Origin of the sequence: Peribacillus acanthi (assembly GCF_003073175.1) — a bacterium.
Lineage (GTDB): Bacteria > Bacillota > Bacilli > Bacillales > DSM-1321 > Bacillus_BN > Bacillus_BN acanthi.
In genome coordinates, this window is sequence record NZ_QBBX01000011.1 from 77,596 (window position 1) to 93,988 (window position 16,393).

Below are 16,393 nucleotides of genomic sequence, written 5' to 3' on the forward strand. Positions count from 1 at the left end.
ACTCTCGATTCCTTTTGTCTCTAGTAATTCTTTTTTTATGTAGAAGGTCGGTTAGGTCCTGACAATTTTGGATTTCCATATGCTGCTTTTGTTTCCGCATCATTCTTTTTAGGTTGTTTGTTTTTGTCATTTTGATTCTTCGCCATTTCATTCACCTCCTCTCTCTTTATTGTTTCAAGACAAGAGTATTGTATACAAGGTTTACAAAGTATTGGCTTTCGAATTTTTAATGGATGTATCGCTACAACGCACAGGAAGAGTCGGTACTTAGTTGACCCTTTTCTTTTAAGAGCATACGTTTTTTGGGGTTGTCGAATCTATTGCGAAATATGACAGTTAGACACTTTCTTTGGCGATTTACTTCTAGTTTTGTCAGTGTGGAAGGTGATAGAAAAGACAGGGAGAAATACTATATACAATGATAATTAGGAGGAAATAATATGAATCAAAGAATCGGTAAACAAGAAATCATAAATATGTTAGAAGGAATTTCATTACAGCTTGATGCATTGGAAGTTGCTATTTCTGATGGGGTGAAAAATGAGCAAAATCGATTTATTAATCATCAACAGTCTATGATTATGAAGTTAGAACACAATCTGCAAGCTTCTGAGAGAAGATATCGAATTAGCGAACAGCAAAACACGAAAAAAAGGAAGAGAAGCGCAAATCCTACCATTCAAATCCAGCCTAAACTAGGTTACTAGAATATTTACAGCTATTAACAGATTCTTTATACTTGTTTCATACACATAGAAGGGATTGTTGATGGCTGGTGACATATAAATCATTACATGAGACGACAATAGAGCTACTTCAATATGCAAATGAATGCATGAATAGATACGAGTCAGTACGGAATAATTTAGAGTTGAAATTTGACTTTTACTCTGATATTAAACCTTTTTGTGATAAGGTGTACCATTTAGCAAAAGAATGGGAAGAGCTTTCTCAAAACTGGATAAAAAAAGAACAACCAAGATACACAAATATGAGTGGAATCATACAAACCATAGATAATTTAAATAATGTGGCAGTGAGTTCTTTTGATAGGAAAACCAGTTATAAAAGATTCATCGATCATTATCAATCGGTTACATTCCATTTAAATAAGGTCGCAAATTCCACGCGTGTGTAATTTCCATACGAAAGGAAAACGTTGATTCTAAACAGAATAAGGTTTCTTGAAGAGTGAATGGAAGGACATTCACTTTTTTTATTTGCCTACATATAGTAATATCATCTATCTCTATGAAGGAAAGAAGGGAAAATGATGTTTCAGATCCATCCTCGGCAGGTGCAAGATCAAAGAAACCTTCCCTATTCTTATGCACCTCAGGAATACTCTGGTTTTACCTTGAATCATCCTATGATGCAACAAAATATGGAGTCTAACAGTCATTATCATCCAACTCCAATTTTCCAGCAACATGGTGTGGTAGGGTACGATCAATTTCAGAATGGGTTTCCACACGAAAGTGCAGGATTTATAGGAAATGGTTATCCTGGCCATTATCCAAATGCTATTCAACCTTTTACACCCCAAGGCGGTCAACAGGTTCAACAACCCATGCCTGTCCAGCCAAACTTCGGAGTAAACATTCCTAACCCATATATGCACCAGCAATTTGCTCATACTCCACAACCACAAATGGGATATGGTCCAAAACATACGCAAAATTTATTTGCCAATCCGTTACAACAACACCCTGAACAAATAAATAATCCAGGTATGCAATATCCAAATCCCTATCCGAAAAAAAGCTTTATGCAAAAACAACAGCCATCAGGTATTCAATCTATTATGAACCAATTTAAAACGCAAGACGGTTCTATTGATATTAATAAAATGATGAATACTGCGGGACAAATGATGGGGACAGTCAATCAAGTATCGGGTATGTTCAAAGGACTTGGAAGTTTCTTTAAAACCACTGCAGTTTAAAAAAAGATAGGATGTCTGAAATGACCTTTATGACATTTCAGACATCCTATTTGTTTTTCTTCTTTATAAAAGTATAAATAGGCAGCTAAGAAATAAGTTGATATAGTGGCCAATTTTAGGAGTATTGTATAAGTGCAAACAGGCAAACGCCTGCGCTTTAGGCTTGACGTTAGCCAAGTTTTCTAATCATGTAAATCCTATAAATCAATGACTGTCCCTTTTTGTTTAGGAATCGTTATTTCTAAAATTCCATCTTCGTGTTTAGCCTTTATTTTGTTTGACAAGATCGGTTTAGGGAAGGAAATGGACCTAGATAGGGTTTGGGATGAGGACTTACTAAATAAGGTCCCTTTTTCCATATTTTTTTCTTGAATCATTTCTTTTTGGTGAACGGTAATAAATAAAGCTTGATCAAAGCACTCAATTTCGATTTGACTTTTTTTAACTCCGGGTAACTCTGCGGTTATCAAGTATTCATTTTGATTTTCTGCAAACTTAATTGGAAGGCCTCTTGATAATGAAGCATTCGAGAAAAAGGAATCCATAGATTGTAAAATACCATTGATTGGCTTTTCGCCAAAAAGACCGTCGATGGTGTTCATCCATTCCGAAAAAACGTCTTTCTTATCGCGTTTTGCTATGCCATTTTGCTCATCATTTTTATGGGTCATCATTGAAACTCCTTTCTCACTGATAGGCAAAAGCCCGATACAATACAATCATATGCATGATGAGAAGTGAAGGTTCCTGTTCAGTCTTTAATGGATAACAACTATGAACGATTTGTGAACTCTATAAAAATGTGATGTACATCACATGAATCTTCCAGAATATCCTGTAAGCTTAAATTATCAAATGAAAAGCGAGGGGATTGTATGTTTTGTCATCAATGTGAACAGACGCCATCTGGAGGATGTCAGATCATCGGAGTGTGTGGGAAAGATGAAACGATTTCAAGTTTGCAGGATACTATCATATTTGCTTTGAAGGGAATTGCAGCATATCGAAATCATGCATCACAATTGGGTTATACTGACCCATTCGTGGATAAAGTTACTCACGAAGCATTATACATGACACTTACCAACTCAAATTTTAATGTTCAAGAACATATAGATATGGCTATGAAAGTCGGAACATCCGCATTAAGGGTGATGGAATTGCTCGACCAAGCGCATACCGAACGTCTTGGTATCCCAGAACCAATTCGTGTATCACAAAACAAAATTGAAGGGAAATGTATTGTGGTTACCGGACACAACCTCTTTGCCTTAGAGCAATTGCTCATACAAACCGAAGGAAAAGGGATAAACGTATATACTCATTCTGAAATGTTACCAGCACATGGATATCCTGCTCTGAAAAAATTCTCACATTTAAAAGGAAATATCGGTAAAGCTTGGTTTGATCAGCGTCGTTTGTTTGAAAAATTCCCAGGTGCAATATTGGCAACCACTAATTGTGTAATGCCTATAAAGGGTTCCTATAGTGACCGCTTCTTCTCTTATGAAGTTGCAGGGCTTGAAGGCGTTGTGAAAATTGAAAACGATGATTTCACCCCTTTAATAACTAAAGCATTGGAACTTCCAGAAGCAAGGATGGAGTCAGATGAGACATTACTAACTGGCTTTCACCATAATACGGTGCTAGGCATTGCCCCTGAAGTGATTGATGCTGTTAAAGCAGGTAAAATTAAGCGTTTCTTCGTAATCGCTGGCTGCGATGCTCCTGGAAAAGGTGGCGAATACTATCGTGAATTGGCAACGAGTCTTCCACCTGAAGCGGTCATTTTGACTACATCATGTGGAAAATATCGATTCAATGATATAGATTATGGAGTTGTGCCCGGCACAAATATTCCTCGATATATTGACCTCGGCCAATGTAACAATTCAATATCAACAATTAAAATTGCAGCCGCACTAGCTGATGCCTTCGGTTGTTCTGTCCATGAACTGCCTGTTAGCATTGTACTTTCTTGGTTTGAACAAAAGGCGGTCGCTATATTATTAGGATTATTCAGTTTAGGAATTCAAGATATTCGAATTGGTCCGAAGCCACCTGAATTTATCTCTGAAGGTGTATTAAAAGTATTGCAAGATAACTTTAACCTTCAGCTAATCGGGGATGCACAAGAAGATATGAAAGCAATGTTATCTCTATAATTTGATAGGAGGAAATAGGGACTCTTCATGGATGGGTCTCTTTTTCTATGCAGATTTTTCTTTTGAAGTTTTACTTGATTTTGGTAACCAAGGTCGACTCCCATTCAGGTTGACATGAAGTTATCTCTCGTATTAATCAAATGACAAAAGAATGAATGATAATTCTGTTGAATTTCCAGTATTTCCTCTTTTTATCCGAACGTTCATTCGCTACAATAGGAATAATGAGGTGAAGCGAAATGAGAATAAAAAAAGACTTGTCAGAAATGATAAAGAACTTAAAGTCACACCCTGATTTTAAAGATTCAATTGTTCATTGGCATACCATGGAAGAGAAAGCGGCACGGACTGAATCTTTTCCTAAAGGAATGCACGTTAAACTTAAACAAGCGCTTATTAAAAGAGGAATCAATGAGTTATATACCCATCAGGCATCTGCATTTGAAACAGCTTCTGCGGGCAAAAGTATGGTAGCAGTTACTCCAACAGCATCAGGTAAAACACTTTGCTATAATCTACCTGTTCTTCAAAGCATTTTAGATGATTCACGGTCAAGGGCATTATACATATTTCCAACGAAGGCATTGAGTTATGACCAAAAAAGTGAATTGCATGAAATGATCGATGAAATGGATGCCGAAATTAATAGTTATACATACGACGGTGATACCCCTTCTAATATAAGACAAAAAATTCGAAAAGCAGGCCATATTGTTATAACTAATCCAGATATGCTTCACTCAGGAATTTTGCCACACCATACTAAATGGGTTTCGCTATTTGAAAATTTGAAATATGTGGTGATTGATGAACTACATATCTATAGAGGAGTATTCGGTAGCCATACTGCAAATGTGATTCGACGATTAAAGCGCATTTGCAAATTTTACGGAAGTGATCCAATTTTTATTTGCACTTCAGCTACTATTGCCAACCCGAAAGAGCTTGCAGAGCAAATTACAGAAAAAGATGTATATCTCATTGATAATAATGGTGCTCCAAGAGGAAAGAAACATTTTGTTTTTTATAATCCTCCAGTTGTGAACAAACCATTGAACATTCGTAGGAGTGCAGTTTTAGAAGCCAAAACATTGGCAATGGAATTCCTAAAGAATAGAATTCAAACCATAATCTTTGCACGAAGTCGTGTGAGGGTTGAAATACTATTAACTTATTTACAAGGTATAGTGGCAAATGAACTCGGGCCGAAATCTATTAGAGGATATCGAGGTGGATATCTTCCTAAGCAACGTAGGGAGATTGAAAAGGGATTGCGTGAGGGTAGTATATACGGTGTTGTAAGCACAAATGCATTAGAATTAGGTGTGGATATTGGCCAATTGCAGGTTTGCATCATGACGGGTTACCCAGGTTCTATTGCTAGTGCTTGGCAGCAAGCAGGACGAGCTGGAAGAAGGCACGGTGAAGCTTTGATTGTCTTAGTAGGAAGCTCCAATGCATTAGATCAATATATTATCCAAAATCCTGATTATTTCTTTAATAGCAATCCAGAGTCTGCAAGGATTAATCCAGATAATCTTGTTATCTTAGTAGATCATATTAAATGCGCGGCTTATGAACTTCCTTTTAGCCAGGAAGAATCTTTTGGTGGAATGGATATTGAAGATATCCTTGAATTTTTAGTTGAGGAACGAGTTCTCGTCCAGAACGGTGACAAATGGTATTGGATGAATGATGCTTTTCCAGCTCACAATGTAAGCCTTCGTTCAGCGTCGCAGGAGAATGTCGTCATTATTGATCAAACAGCATCACCCAATAACAAAGTCATTGGAGAGATGGATCGATTTAGCGCTATGACTTTACTCCATGATGAAGCGATTTACTTACACCAAGGTATCCAGTTTCAGGTAGAATACTTGGATTGGGATGAAAAAAAAGCGTATGTACGAGAAGTGAATGTTGATTATTATACAGATGCTAACCTAGCCGTTTCTTTATCCGTCTTAGAGATTGATAAGGAAAAAGAATCCAACGAATCGCTTGTTTCATATGGTGATGTTTCAGTGCGAGCAATGGCCACTATCTTTAAAAAAATCAAGTTTGAAACTCACGAAAATATAGGTTCTGGACCTATAACTCTGCCAGAAGAAGAGCTACACACATCCTCAACGATTCTTTCTTTAAAATCTATTCCTAAATGGGAAGACTCAAGATTAGAAGAGGGTTTAATCGGTGCTTCCAATGCATTGAATTATGTCATAGCTCTTTCAGTAATGTGTGATCCTCATGATATTCACGTGTATCCGCAGGTAAAAGCTTCGCATAATGAATTACCTTCTATATTCATTTACGACCGCTACCCAGGTGGAATCGGCTTAAGTGAAAAGGTGTTCGAAAATAATGTAGATATTTTACAAAAAACACTGAAATTGATAAAGTACTGCCCTTGTGAAACTGGGTGTCCTTCATGCATAGGTACGGATAGTGGTTCAGCTACAACAAAGAAAGATAGCCTTCGGTTGTTACAATCTTTCCTCTAGACTTATACTTAATGCGAAAAAGCTGAAATAACATCCTAGCCAGAAGGGAAGTGAACTCATTGTCTTTAAAGAATAAATTGAATCGAATGAAAGCTCATCTCTCGGTAAGTGATGAAAGCTCTACAAAATCTATGGCTGCAGTAATACACAAAGAAAGTGATGATCATAGTCCATTTGAAATCCCTTATCTGTCAAAATGGAAAGAAAATCAAACATCTGTGTATTGGCATAAAAATCAATACTGCTTAATTAGGGAAATACGATATCCAATTACTCATCAGCACGGTCTCTATACTTTTCAAGAATTAGAAAAGGTAGTAAACCATTGGAATAAAAGCAATTTACAGCACCCTTTATCCTCTAGCGGGATTGCTCATGATCAGTTGTTCTTTTTTGATACAGAGACGACAGGCTTAGGTGGAGGAGCAGGTACCTCTATTTTCTTATTAGGCTATGCCTTTATAGATAATAAAGAAGTAGTAGTCAGACAACATGTCCTTCCTAAGCCAGGAAATGAAGTAGCATTTTACTCGAGCTTTTTAGAGAGTGTAGATTATCACAGCTTAGTTACTTATAATGGCAAGGCCTTTGATTGGCCGCAAGTTAAAACACAACATACCTTGATTAAAGAACATGTTCCTAGGTTACCTTCATTTGGTCATTTTGATTTGTACCATGCATCTAGACGGTTTTGGAAAGGAAAGCTAGAGAGGGTCAAGCTTGCAAACGTTGAAAAAGAATTGCTTCAAATCGAAAGGATAGATGATTTACCTGGATACTTAGCGCCATTAATATATTTTGATTTCGTTGATAGACAAGATCCCGAGGGGCTTTTTGGAATAATGAAGCATAATGAATGGGATGTGCTTTCCCTCATTACTTTATATATTCACTTGTCTCGTTTGATTCTTGAGCATGGTGAAAAGGGCAATAGAGAGGAAGCATTAGAAATTGCAAATTGGCTCTCATATGTTGGGGAGAATAATGCTGCAAAAAATGCCTACGAAAAAATGATAGAACAGCATCATGTTAAAACAACATCAGCTAAACTTTCTTTGTCCATGTTTTATAAAAAAATGGGAGATTCAGAGAATGCAATATCGCTTTGGAAAGAGATATTGGAAGTGGGATCGGATCAAGAAAAAATACACTCCTCAATAGAATTAGCAAAATGGTACGAACATAAGGGGAAAAACATAGACTTAGCTGAACACTTTTCAACAAGAGCTTTAGACTGTGTAAGGAATACAAAGGATCTGTCAGAAACAAAACGGCTAAAATATTTAAAGGAAATAACAAGACGTAAAGAAAGATTATCAAAAAAAAGCAACTAAATGTTGGCAAAAATACAGGACCATTCGCTCATTTTTTGTAAATTCAATTTTTTTCTAAAAATTTTATTGTCGATGCTTGTTGAAGTATGTAAAATGAGGAATTGTGTGATGTTTCTTTAATTTTACTAACTATCTGAAAGTTTTGTTTTGCATTGAAGATAGAAATATTTTTAAGACATTATGCAGAGTAAGACAATTTTTTAGAACTATGGAATTTACATAAAGCGGGGTCTTTTTATTATGTATAAAACAATTATGTTTTTATTTTTTGTCGTGCTATGTTTAACTGTAGTATTATTTTCCACGATGAAAGAACGTTTTTATACTTTTTTATTATAAATTGGGTCATATGTCCAGTACGGTTGGGTTGTCCTATTCATAGTTTGTTAATGTAATACAAATCAAATTATGAAGAAAGGGGACACTCTAATGGAAAATATGCCTAAAGGAGTTCCAACGAACGTAGCCGGCGCTGGTATGATGGGTGGATACTGCCCTAAGCCAGGTGGATTCCCTACACAAGTGAGTCCTGCTGGAATGGGACCAATGGGACAAATGCCTTCACAAGTAAGTCCTGCTGGAATGGGACCAATGGGACCAATGGGACAAATGCCTTCACAGGTAAGCCCTGCTGGAATGGGACCTGTACCAACACAAGTTATGCCAACTGTAATGCATCCGACACAAAATGTGGTACAACAAAATGTTATTAAACACATTGTTCCTCATGTTCATCCAACGCACACAACAACAGTTAATCACCATGTGTACCAACACCAACATTATTTCCCGCAAACACAATCTGTTGTAAACCAATGTTCAAATCAGCATTTAAATTGTACGGGTATGCCACCGCAAGTATCACCGATTGGTCACTGTCCACCAAGACCAAGACCACCGTTCTGTCGTTAATAAATACAAGGGCTGAAATTTTTTAGCCCTTGTTTTCTTTACATATGGTATGATTGCTAGAAAATGTGTTCTATTGGGTGATTTTGCTTTTTTTGATAATTACATATTAACATTTAACAGTCTAAATTCTAGTCTAAAAACAATTATACAAAAGAGCAGCCTGTAACAATAAGGAGGAACTCTGCATTTTGATAAAAGTTCTTTATTTGACGGGTTACAAATCATTTGAGTTGGGTATCTTTAAAAACAATCATGAAGGTGTAAACTATATAAAAAAGGCAATAAGAAAATCTTTAACTCCCTTAATTGAAGACGGTCTTGAATGGGTGCTAGTTAGCGGTCAAATGGGAGTGGAGCTATGGGGGGCTGAAGAAGTCTTATCATTGAAAAAGGAGTACCCCGAAATTCAATTAGCAGTATTAACCCCATACTTGAAGCAAGAACAAAAATGGAATGAACAAAATCAAGATTACTACCATTCGATTATTAGTAAAGCGGATTATGTGGATTCAATATCGAAAAAGCCCTACGAAAATCCTCATCAATTACGGATCAAAAATCATTTTTTACTGAATAAAAGTGATGCCTTGTTAATTATGTATGACGAAGAAAGACCTGGTTCACCTCGTTATACGTATGAGGATGCAAAAAAACATAAAGAGCAGAAGGATTATCCTATTTTCCAAATTACTTTTTACGATTTACAACAGCAAGCGGAATCATATGATACTATTTATGACTAGGTACTTAAGATGTGAAACCAAATGATCAAATTCACAAATAAAGATAAATTGACAAAAACCCATGATTTTGAAAAAATAAAAATAAAAGTCGATAAATGGCGAAAGTTCGAGGTGTGCTAAATGCTATCCGATAAAGTAAAATTAACGGCTAAAGACATTCTTGAAAAAGAATTCAAATCCGCAATGCGAGGATATAAGCAAGAAGATGTTGATCAGTTCCTTGATTTGATCATAAAAGATTATGAACTATTCCATCAGGAAATTGAGGAATTAAGGCAAGAAAACATGAGATTGAAAAGATTATCTGAAGAAACAACAAGACGATCATCAGTGCAACAACCGTCAGCCACTCCGGGTACAACAAATTTCGATATTCTTAAAAGATTATCCAATCTTGAAAAACATGTTTTCGGTAGTAAGCTTTACGAGTAAATGTTTTGGTGATATTTTCCATTGAATTAGTCCTCTAAAGAGACTATAATAAGTTTTGTTATGTGATTGACGTTCGGGTAATCGCTGCAGAATTTAATTCTGTAGAGGAAAGTCCATGCTCGCACGCGCTGCGATGCGCGTAGTGTTCGTGCCTGGCGAAACAATAAGCCAGGGCAACCAGGAAGCTGGTTGACGGCCGGGAAAATGCCTAAGTCCTTGTGATATGGCATGAATACCTATAAAAGTGCCACAGTGACGGAGCCTTCCCAGAAATGGGAAGGGTGGAACGCGGTAAACCCCACGAGCGAGAAACCCAAATTATGGTAGGGGCACCTTTTCATCCGGAATTGAACGGGGATGAGGACAGGCTTTTTAGCCTGTAGATAGATGATTACCACCTTTGTACGAGACATTATGTCGATTGTAGTACGATGGAACAAAACATGGCTTACAGAACGTTAAATACCATAATCTTAATGAACAATAAGCAAGCTCTCCTCTGTGAGGAGAGCTTTTTGTTTCGTTTTCGATTATCTGTCATATTTTCTTGTTAAATACGGTGTTAATTAATTTATCATTATATATAAAAAATACATACATTTTCCATGTACAAAGATGGAGGAGTAAAAGTGGCCAAGAATAATATGAATATGGACCTTGAGCTAAAAGACTCTTTGGCTAACTTGGTGTTTGAAACAATGGACGATGCTGTATTGATGGTTGAAGATACAGGGGAAATTGTATTTACAAATCGTTCCACTGAAAAGATTACGGGTTTTTCTAATTCAGAATTGATAGGGAATTCCCTTTCGGTATTATTTAGTTCGTCAACAGAGTTTTTATCTTTTTGGGAAAAGGCAAAGAGAACACCTAAATGGTCAGGAGAATATAGGACGAGAAACAAAAAAGGAACTGATATCATTTCTAGAGTGAAAACCCACCGTTTCAGCTCAGAAAACTTAAAAAGTAATTATTTAGTGTATATGAAGGATATTACTGACTTAAAGAAAAAGACTGTGGATCTTCAATTAACCAATAAAATTTTTGAAAATACTAGTGAAGGTGTCCTAATTACAGATGCTAGGGGAAAAATATTATCGGTAAACCCTGCATTTCAAATTGTAACGGGCTATTCCGAAGAAGAGGTTATTGGAAAAAACCCTAGTATGCTTCAATCTGGCTTGCATAATGAACAGTTCTACTTGGAAATGTGGAAAGAAATAAAAGAAAAGGGTATTTGGAAAGGAGAAATCTGGAATAAAAGAAAAAATGGAGAAGTATTTCCAGAATGGATTTCCATTATCAGAATAATTGATGATTCTGGAAAGACTTCGCATTATGTCGCGGTATTTTCAGATTTAAGTGACCGAAAGCATGCAGAAGAGCAATTAAGAAAATTGGCTCATTATGACGCTTTGACAGGTGCGGCCAATCGATATTTATTAAATAAGAGCTTGGAAAGATTATTGATTACTGCAAAGAAATACAATCAAACACTTTCCGTACTTTTCTTAGACTTGGACCGTTTTAAGCAAGTTAATGATACTTTAGGGCATAACTATGGTGATTTATTGTTAAAAAAGGTGTCTGCACGGCTAAAAAGTCTTTTGAAAAATAAAGATATTATTGCTAGGCTTGGTGGAGATGAATTTGTCATTGTATTACCAAACATAAAACATCCTAAGGAAGCAGTAGCAGTATCTAAAGAGATTATTAAAGCGTTGAACACACCATTTTTATTACACGATCATGAGGTATATATTTCTACAAGTATTGGAGTATCGTTGTTTCCTTATGACGGTGACGATGTTGAGACATTATTAAAGAATGCTGATAGGGCGATGTACCAAGCGAAATCGAATGGTAAAAATAGGTATGCCTTATATCATAATGACTTACATCAAGAAAATGAAACAAGACAGATGAAAATCCAAAATCTTATGAGGAAGGCATTGGTAGAGAAGGAGTTTTCGTTATGCTATCATCCCCAAGTTGAAACGAGAACAGGCACGATTGTCGCCATTGAAGCTCTTTTACGTTGGAATCAAAAAGAATTAGGATTTATTTCACCTGCAGAGTTTATTCCCATAGCAGAAGAATCAGGACAAATCATTCCGATTACCGATTGGGTATTAACAAAAGCATGTGAGACGGGAAAAATGCTTCATTTAGCAGGCTTCCCTTCCTTGAAAATCGCGGTTAACATCTCAGGCTTATATTTTAACCAAGAGGATTTTGTTCAAAGGGTCAGCTCTATTATCCAAAACACGAACTTTGTACCACAATGCTTAGAATTGGAGCTTACTGAAAGTATCATCATGCCAAATGCACCAGAAACTATCAATAAGCTTGTAAAACTGAAGGCTCTAGGTGTAAAATTATCTGTTGATGATTTTGGTACAGGATATTCATCCCTTAGCTATTTGCATAAATTCCCAATTGATAGTTTGAAGATTGACCAAAGCTTCATAAAGAATTTGAACGTATATAATGATGATGCATCGATTGTTAAGGCTATTATAACGATGGCGCAGAGACTTCATCTCGAAGTGGTTGCCGAAGGTGTGGAAGGAAAACAACAATACAAATTCCTGCAGCAAGAAAATTGTGATTATGTACAAGGATATTTTATAACAGAACCCCTACCATATACCGAATTACTAGATTTTATGGAACTATGGGATTATGAAAACTTAAACTTATAAGAGTGGTGGAAGAATGAGAAAGTTTGAATTGATTGCAACGGCTGCGATGGGGCTTGAAGCCATCGTAGCAAAAGAAGTAAGAGATCTGGGATACGATTGTACGGTTGATAATGGTAAAGTATTATTCTCTGGTGATGTTAATGCCATTGCAAAAGCCAATATGTGGTTAAGAACGGCAGATCGCATCAAGATAAAAATTGGTGAATTCAAAGCATACACCTTTGATGAGTTATTTGAGAAAACTAAGGCGATACCATGGGAGCATTATCTACCTGAAAATGCTGAATTCCCGGTATCAGGAAAGTCATTGAAATCTAAATTGTTTAGTGTACCTGACTGTCAAGCTATCGTAAAAAAGGCAATTGTAGAACGTTTGAAAAGAGCATATAGCCGAACTTCTTGGTTTGATGAAAATGGACCATTATTCAAAATTGAAGTAGCTATATTAAAAGATGTAGTTACTCTTACATTAGATACTTCTGGCGCAGGGTTGCATAAGCGAGGCTATAGAGCAGAGCAAGGTGAAGCCCCTCTAAAAGAAACATTAGCCGCTGCACTCATTCAATTAACCAATTGGACTCCGGATAAACCTTTTGTCGATCCTTTTTGTGGGTCAGGGACCATCCCAATTGAAGCTGCTATGATTGGTCAAAACATCGCACCCGGTTTTAATAGGGAATTTATCTCTGAATCGTGGCCTTGGATCCCATCACAGGTTTGGGATGATATAAGAAATGAAGCGGAAGATGTCGCAAAATATGATCAACCACTAGATATATCCGGATATGATATCGACCATCGAATGGTTGAAATGGCAAAAGCGAACAGTTTTGAAGCGGGATTTGCTGATATAATCAACTTTAAGCAAATGCAGGCTAAAGATTTCACAACAAAAAAGGAATATGGTGTATTAGTTGGAAATCCTCCATATGGTGAGCGGATTGGGGAAAAAGCAGTAGTGGATCAATTGTATCGGGATTTGGGACAAGTTTATGGCAATCTAGATACATGGTCGATTTATATCCTTACTTCAGACGAAAATTTTGAAAACCTATACGGAAGACAAGCTACAAAAAAACGAAAACTATTTAATGGTTTCATTAAGACAGATTATTATCAATATTGGGGAAAACGCCCTCCTAGAAATTCGTAATATCAAATGAATGAACCCTCCACAATGTGAATATACTAACCGTATCTTTGCATAAAAGGGGTTGTGAAAAATGATTGGGAATTCATTAGATTTCCACCTCATTTCGAAGGCAATCCATTCTACCTACAATGAAATAAAGGATAGTGGGAATGCTTCTGATCATAAGTGGGGAGAGATTGAAAAAGCAGAAAAAAATCTTTCTGAAGCCCTATCTTATTATCTGCAGAAAGATTTTATTGAGTAATAGTATGAAGGGAATAGTAATGTTTCTAAACAATTGAGTGTCTGGTTTTACTAGCCAGCCACTTTTTGTTTTGAAAAGATATAAACGATTGGTGTTTGACGTGCTTAAATAGTTGAATTTCAGACGTAGATTTGAGAAAATATAAGTTCCTGTGTAAGATTATAAATTTTTTATATAAATTGATGAATTAATTCGTATTTATGAGTGTCAATTGATTCAATAGATACTCATTTGCTGACATAAGAAGCGTTTCTGTTTATGTACGCATCTTTATTTTGCCCCTTATTAATTCCATTGGTGTTTTAGAAAGGAAGAAAAACATGTTAAAAACTTTGCCTTTTACTGTTTCAAAAACTGATTCCTTCTATGATAAATTTTCAGAGTGGATAGGAGATGTGTTCTACGATATTCTTCCTGATAAGGGCTTTGAATTAAGGGACGAACAAGTATATATGGCTTTCCAAATGGAGAAAGCTTTTAAAGATAAACAAGTAATTTTTGCCGAAGCAGGTGTTGGAACTGGAAAGACCTTGGTATACCTGTTATATGCAATTTGTTATGCGAGGTACATGAATAAGCCGGCAATCATCTCATGTGCAGATGAAACTTTGATTGAGCAGCTTGTTAAGGAAGAAGGCGACATCGCTAAAATCAAAAAAGCTCTAGGGCTTGAAATCGATGTTCGAATGGCTAAAGCAAGAGATCAATATTTATGTTTGAAGAAGTTAGATCATGCTATTGATATCGGTATTTCTGAAAATATCGACCAAGTTTATGATGAGCTTCCACCTTTTGTTCATGACACAGGTTCGATGTTATCCTATGAAGTGTATGGAGATAGAAAACAATATTCTTACCTGAATGATGAAGATTGGGCACATGTTGGATGGGATCAATTGCAGAATTGTGTAAGTTGTGATAAACGACATCGTTGTGGTCAAACACTATCAAGGGACTTTTATCGTAAATCAATGGATTTAATTATTTGTTCTCATGACTTTTTCATGGAGCATGTGTGGACAAAAGAATCGAGAAAGAGAGAAGGGCAGTTGCCTTTATTGCCCGATTATAGTTGTGTAGTATTTGACGAAGGTCACCTTCTTGAATTTGCAGCACAAAAGGCATTGACTTATAAAATTTCAGAAAATACGATTTCTACTATCTTAGAAAATTTGATGGCAAATGATGTGCGTGAAGAGACGCTTTATCAAATGGAAGATTTAGTGGACTATAATGTAGAATTCTTTTCTCTGCTTTCTCAAATTTCTGTTCCAGTTAAGGGTTCAGACCGACATGAAATTACAGACATGGATAAAGCAAGAAAAGTGGCTACTAAACTTCATAATATGATAGACCAGCTACAAGAAAGCTTAGTTTTTGAAGCGGAATTATATACGATTAATGATTATGATTTGAAAATAAGTGAAGAATATTTAGATCAAATCTCACATTCATTATCATTATTTATCACAAATCTTGAGGCTATTTCCTGGTTCGAACTATTAGAAGATACAAGAAATATCGTAATTATGCCTAGACTTGTAAATGATATCTTATCAGAACAAGTGTTTTCTAAGAAAGTTCCATATGTCTTCTCTTCAGCGACATTGTCAGAAAGTGGTTCTTTTGAATATATAGCTAAAAGTCTAGGAGTAAAAGATTATTTAAGCTTCTCTGTTGCCTCACCGTTTGAGTACGAAGAAGTAATGTCTATTCAAATGTCTAAATTAGGTAAAGAAGATTTTGATAAAAAAATTCAATACACATTAAACAGTATTGAAGAGAACAATGGTAGTACTCTTGTCCTTTTCTCATCGAAAGAAGATTTATTGAGATTTAAAGAAATGGCAAGCTTCATACCTCTAAACATACCTTTCTATTATGAAGGGGATGAAGAAATCAGTACGTTAGTTAAGAAATTCCAAGAAACACCTCAGTCCGTTTTATTGACCTACCATCTGTGGGAAGGGCTAGATGTTCCTGGAGAATCTTTAATAAATGTCATAATCTTTTCATTACCATACCCACCACAAGATCCGGTATTCCAAGCGAAAAGAAAGGCTTCAACAGAACCGTTCAAAGAGGTGGATCTTCCATATATGATTTTACGATTACGTCAAGGGATTGGAAGGTTAATTAGAACGAGTGAAGATTCTGGTACCATCCAAATTTTCATTGAACAGGAAATCAAACAAGAGGTCTTTGACCGCGTGTTGGAAGTGTTACCAGTATCACCAAAAATGTTAAATTAATTGGACA

Annotated in this window: 14 protein-coding genes and 1 other RNA gene; 14 read left to right on the forward strand and 1 reads right to left on the reverse strand. The window is 36.1% G+C overall.

From position 1 onward, the window contains the following. The first annotated feature begins 440 nt into the window (after window positions 1-440). From DBX25_RS12625 to DBX25_RS21370, 3 genes are all read left to right on the forward strand, one after another. Window positions 441-707: a hypothetical protein gene (locus tag DBX25_RS12625; RefSeq protein WP_108671164.1), complete on the forward strand. Its 267-nt coding sequence runs from the start codon at window positions 441-443 to the stop codon at window positions 705-707. 68 nt (window positions 708-775) lie between these two features. Next, window positions 776-1,138, forward strand: coding sequence for a YppE family protein (locus DBX25_RS12630; protein ID WP_108671165.1), 363 nt, complete (start codon window positions 776-778; stop codon window positions 1,136-1,138). Window positions 1,139-1,270: 132 nt separating this feature from the next. Further along, window positions 1,271-1,945, forward strand: a complete 675-nt coding sequence (locus DBX25_RS21370; RefSeq protein ID WP_240620294.1) for a YppG family protein — start codon at window positions 1,271-1,273, stop codon at window positions 1,943-1,945. Window positions 1,946-2,142: 197 nt separating this feature from the next. Here the strand turns inward: DBX25_RS21370 and DBX25_RS12640 are convergent, their stop codons facing one another. Then, entirely contained in the window at window positions 2,143-2,619 is a 477-nt protein-coding gene (locus DBX25_RS12640) for an Hsp20/alpha crystallin family protein (RefSeq protein ID WP_108671166.1), read from the reverse strand. Window positions 2,620-2,820: 201 nt separating this feature from the next. Between DBX25_RS12640 and hcp the strand changes: the two genes are divergently transcribed. The 11 genes from hcp to DBX25_RS12690 all read left to right on the forward strand — a co-directional run bounded on the left by hcp (window position 2,821) and on the right by DBX25_RS12690 (window position 16,386). After that, the gene (hcp, locus tag DBX25_RS12645; protein WP_108671167.1) at window positions 2,821-4,110 is read left to right on the forward strand and encodes a hydroxylamine reductase; all 1,290 of its coding nucleotides are present in this window, start codon (window positions 2,821-2,823) and stop codon (window positions 4,108-4,110) included. Window positions 4,111-4,349: 239 nt separating this feature from the next. Then, the gene (locus tag DBX25_RS12650) at window positions 4,350-6,611 is read left to right on the forward strand and encodes a DEAD/DEAH box helicase (RefSeq protein ID WP_108671168.1); all 2,262 of its coding nucleotides are present in this window, start codon (window positions 4,350-4,352) and stop codon (window positions 6,609-6,611) included. A gap of 59 nt (window positions 6,612-6,670) precedes the next feature. Continuing rightward, window positions 6,671-7,945 (forward strand): ribonuclease H-like domain-containing protein, encoded by a 1,275-nt coding sequence (locus tag DBX25_RS12655; protein ID WP_108671169.1) that lies wholly within the window; start codon window positions 6,671-6,673, stop codon window positions 7,943-7,945. 429 nt (window positions 7,946-8,374) lie between these two features. Then, window positions 8,375-8,857, forward strand: coding sequence for a CotD family spore coat protein (locus tag DBX25_RS21715; protein WP_338066684.1), 483 nt, complete (start codon window positions 8,375-8,377; stop codon window positions 8,855-8,857). Between the two features lie 191 nt (window positions 8,858-9,048). Beyond that, entirely contained in the window at window positions 9,049-9,600 is a 552-nt protein-coding gene (locus DBX25_RS12665; protein WP_108671235.1) for an SLOG family protein, read from the forward strand. Window positions 9,601-9,720: 120 nt separating this feature from the next. Continuing rightward, window positions 9,721-10,032 (forward strand): cell division regulator GpsB, encoded by a 312-nt coding sequence (gene gpsB / locus DBX25_RS12670; RefSeq protein WP_108671170.1) that lies wholly within the window; start codon window positions 9,721-9,723, stop codon window positions 10,030-10,032. Between the two features lie 69 nt (window positions 10,033-10,101). After that, an RNA gene (gene rnpB, locus DBX25_RS12675) (RNase P RNA component class B) lies at window positions 10,102-10,488 on the forward strand. Window positions 10,489-10,661: 173 nt separating this feature from the next. Beyond that, window positions 10,662-12,737, forward strand: a complete 2,076-nt coding sequence (locus tag DBX25_RS12680; RefSeq protein ID WP_240620295.1) for a sensor domain-containing protein — start codon at window positions 10,662-10,664, stop codon at window positions 12,735-12,737. 13 nt (window positions 12,738-12,750) lie between these two features. After that, a complete protein-coding gene (locus DBX25_RS12685) occupies window positions 12,751-13,890 on the forward strand; it encodes a THUMP domain-containing class I SAM-dependent RNA methyltransferase (protein WP_108671171.1) in 1,140 nt (379 codons plus the stop codon). A gap of 70 nt (window positions 13,891-13,960) precedes the next feature. Next, complete coding sequence (locus tag DBX25_RS20645) at window positions 13,961-14,134, forward strand: hypothetical protein (protein ID WP_157950963.1); 174 nt, start codon at window positions 13,961-13,963, stop codon at window positions 14,132-14,134. A 320-nt stretch (window positions 14,135-14,454) separates the two neighbouring features. Next, complete coding sequence (locus DBX25_RS12690) at window positions 14,455-16,386, forward strand: ATP-dependent DNA helicase (RefSeq protein ID WP_108671172.1); 1,932 nt, start codon at window positions 14,455-14,457, stop codon at window positions 16,384-16,386. The last annotated feature ends 7 nt before the right edge of the window (window positions 16,387-16,393 follow it).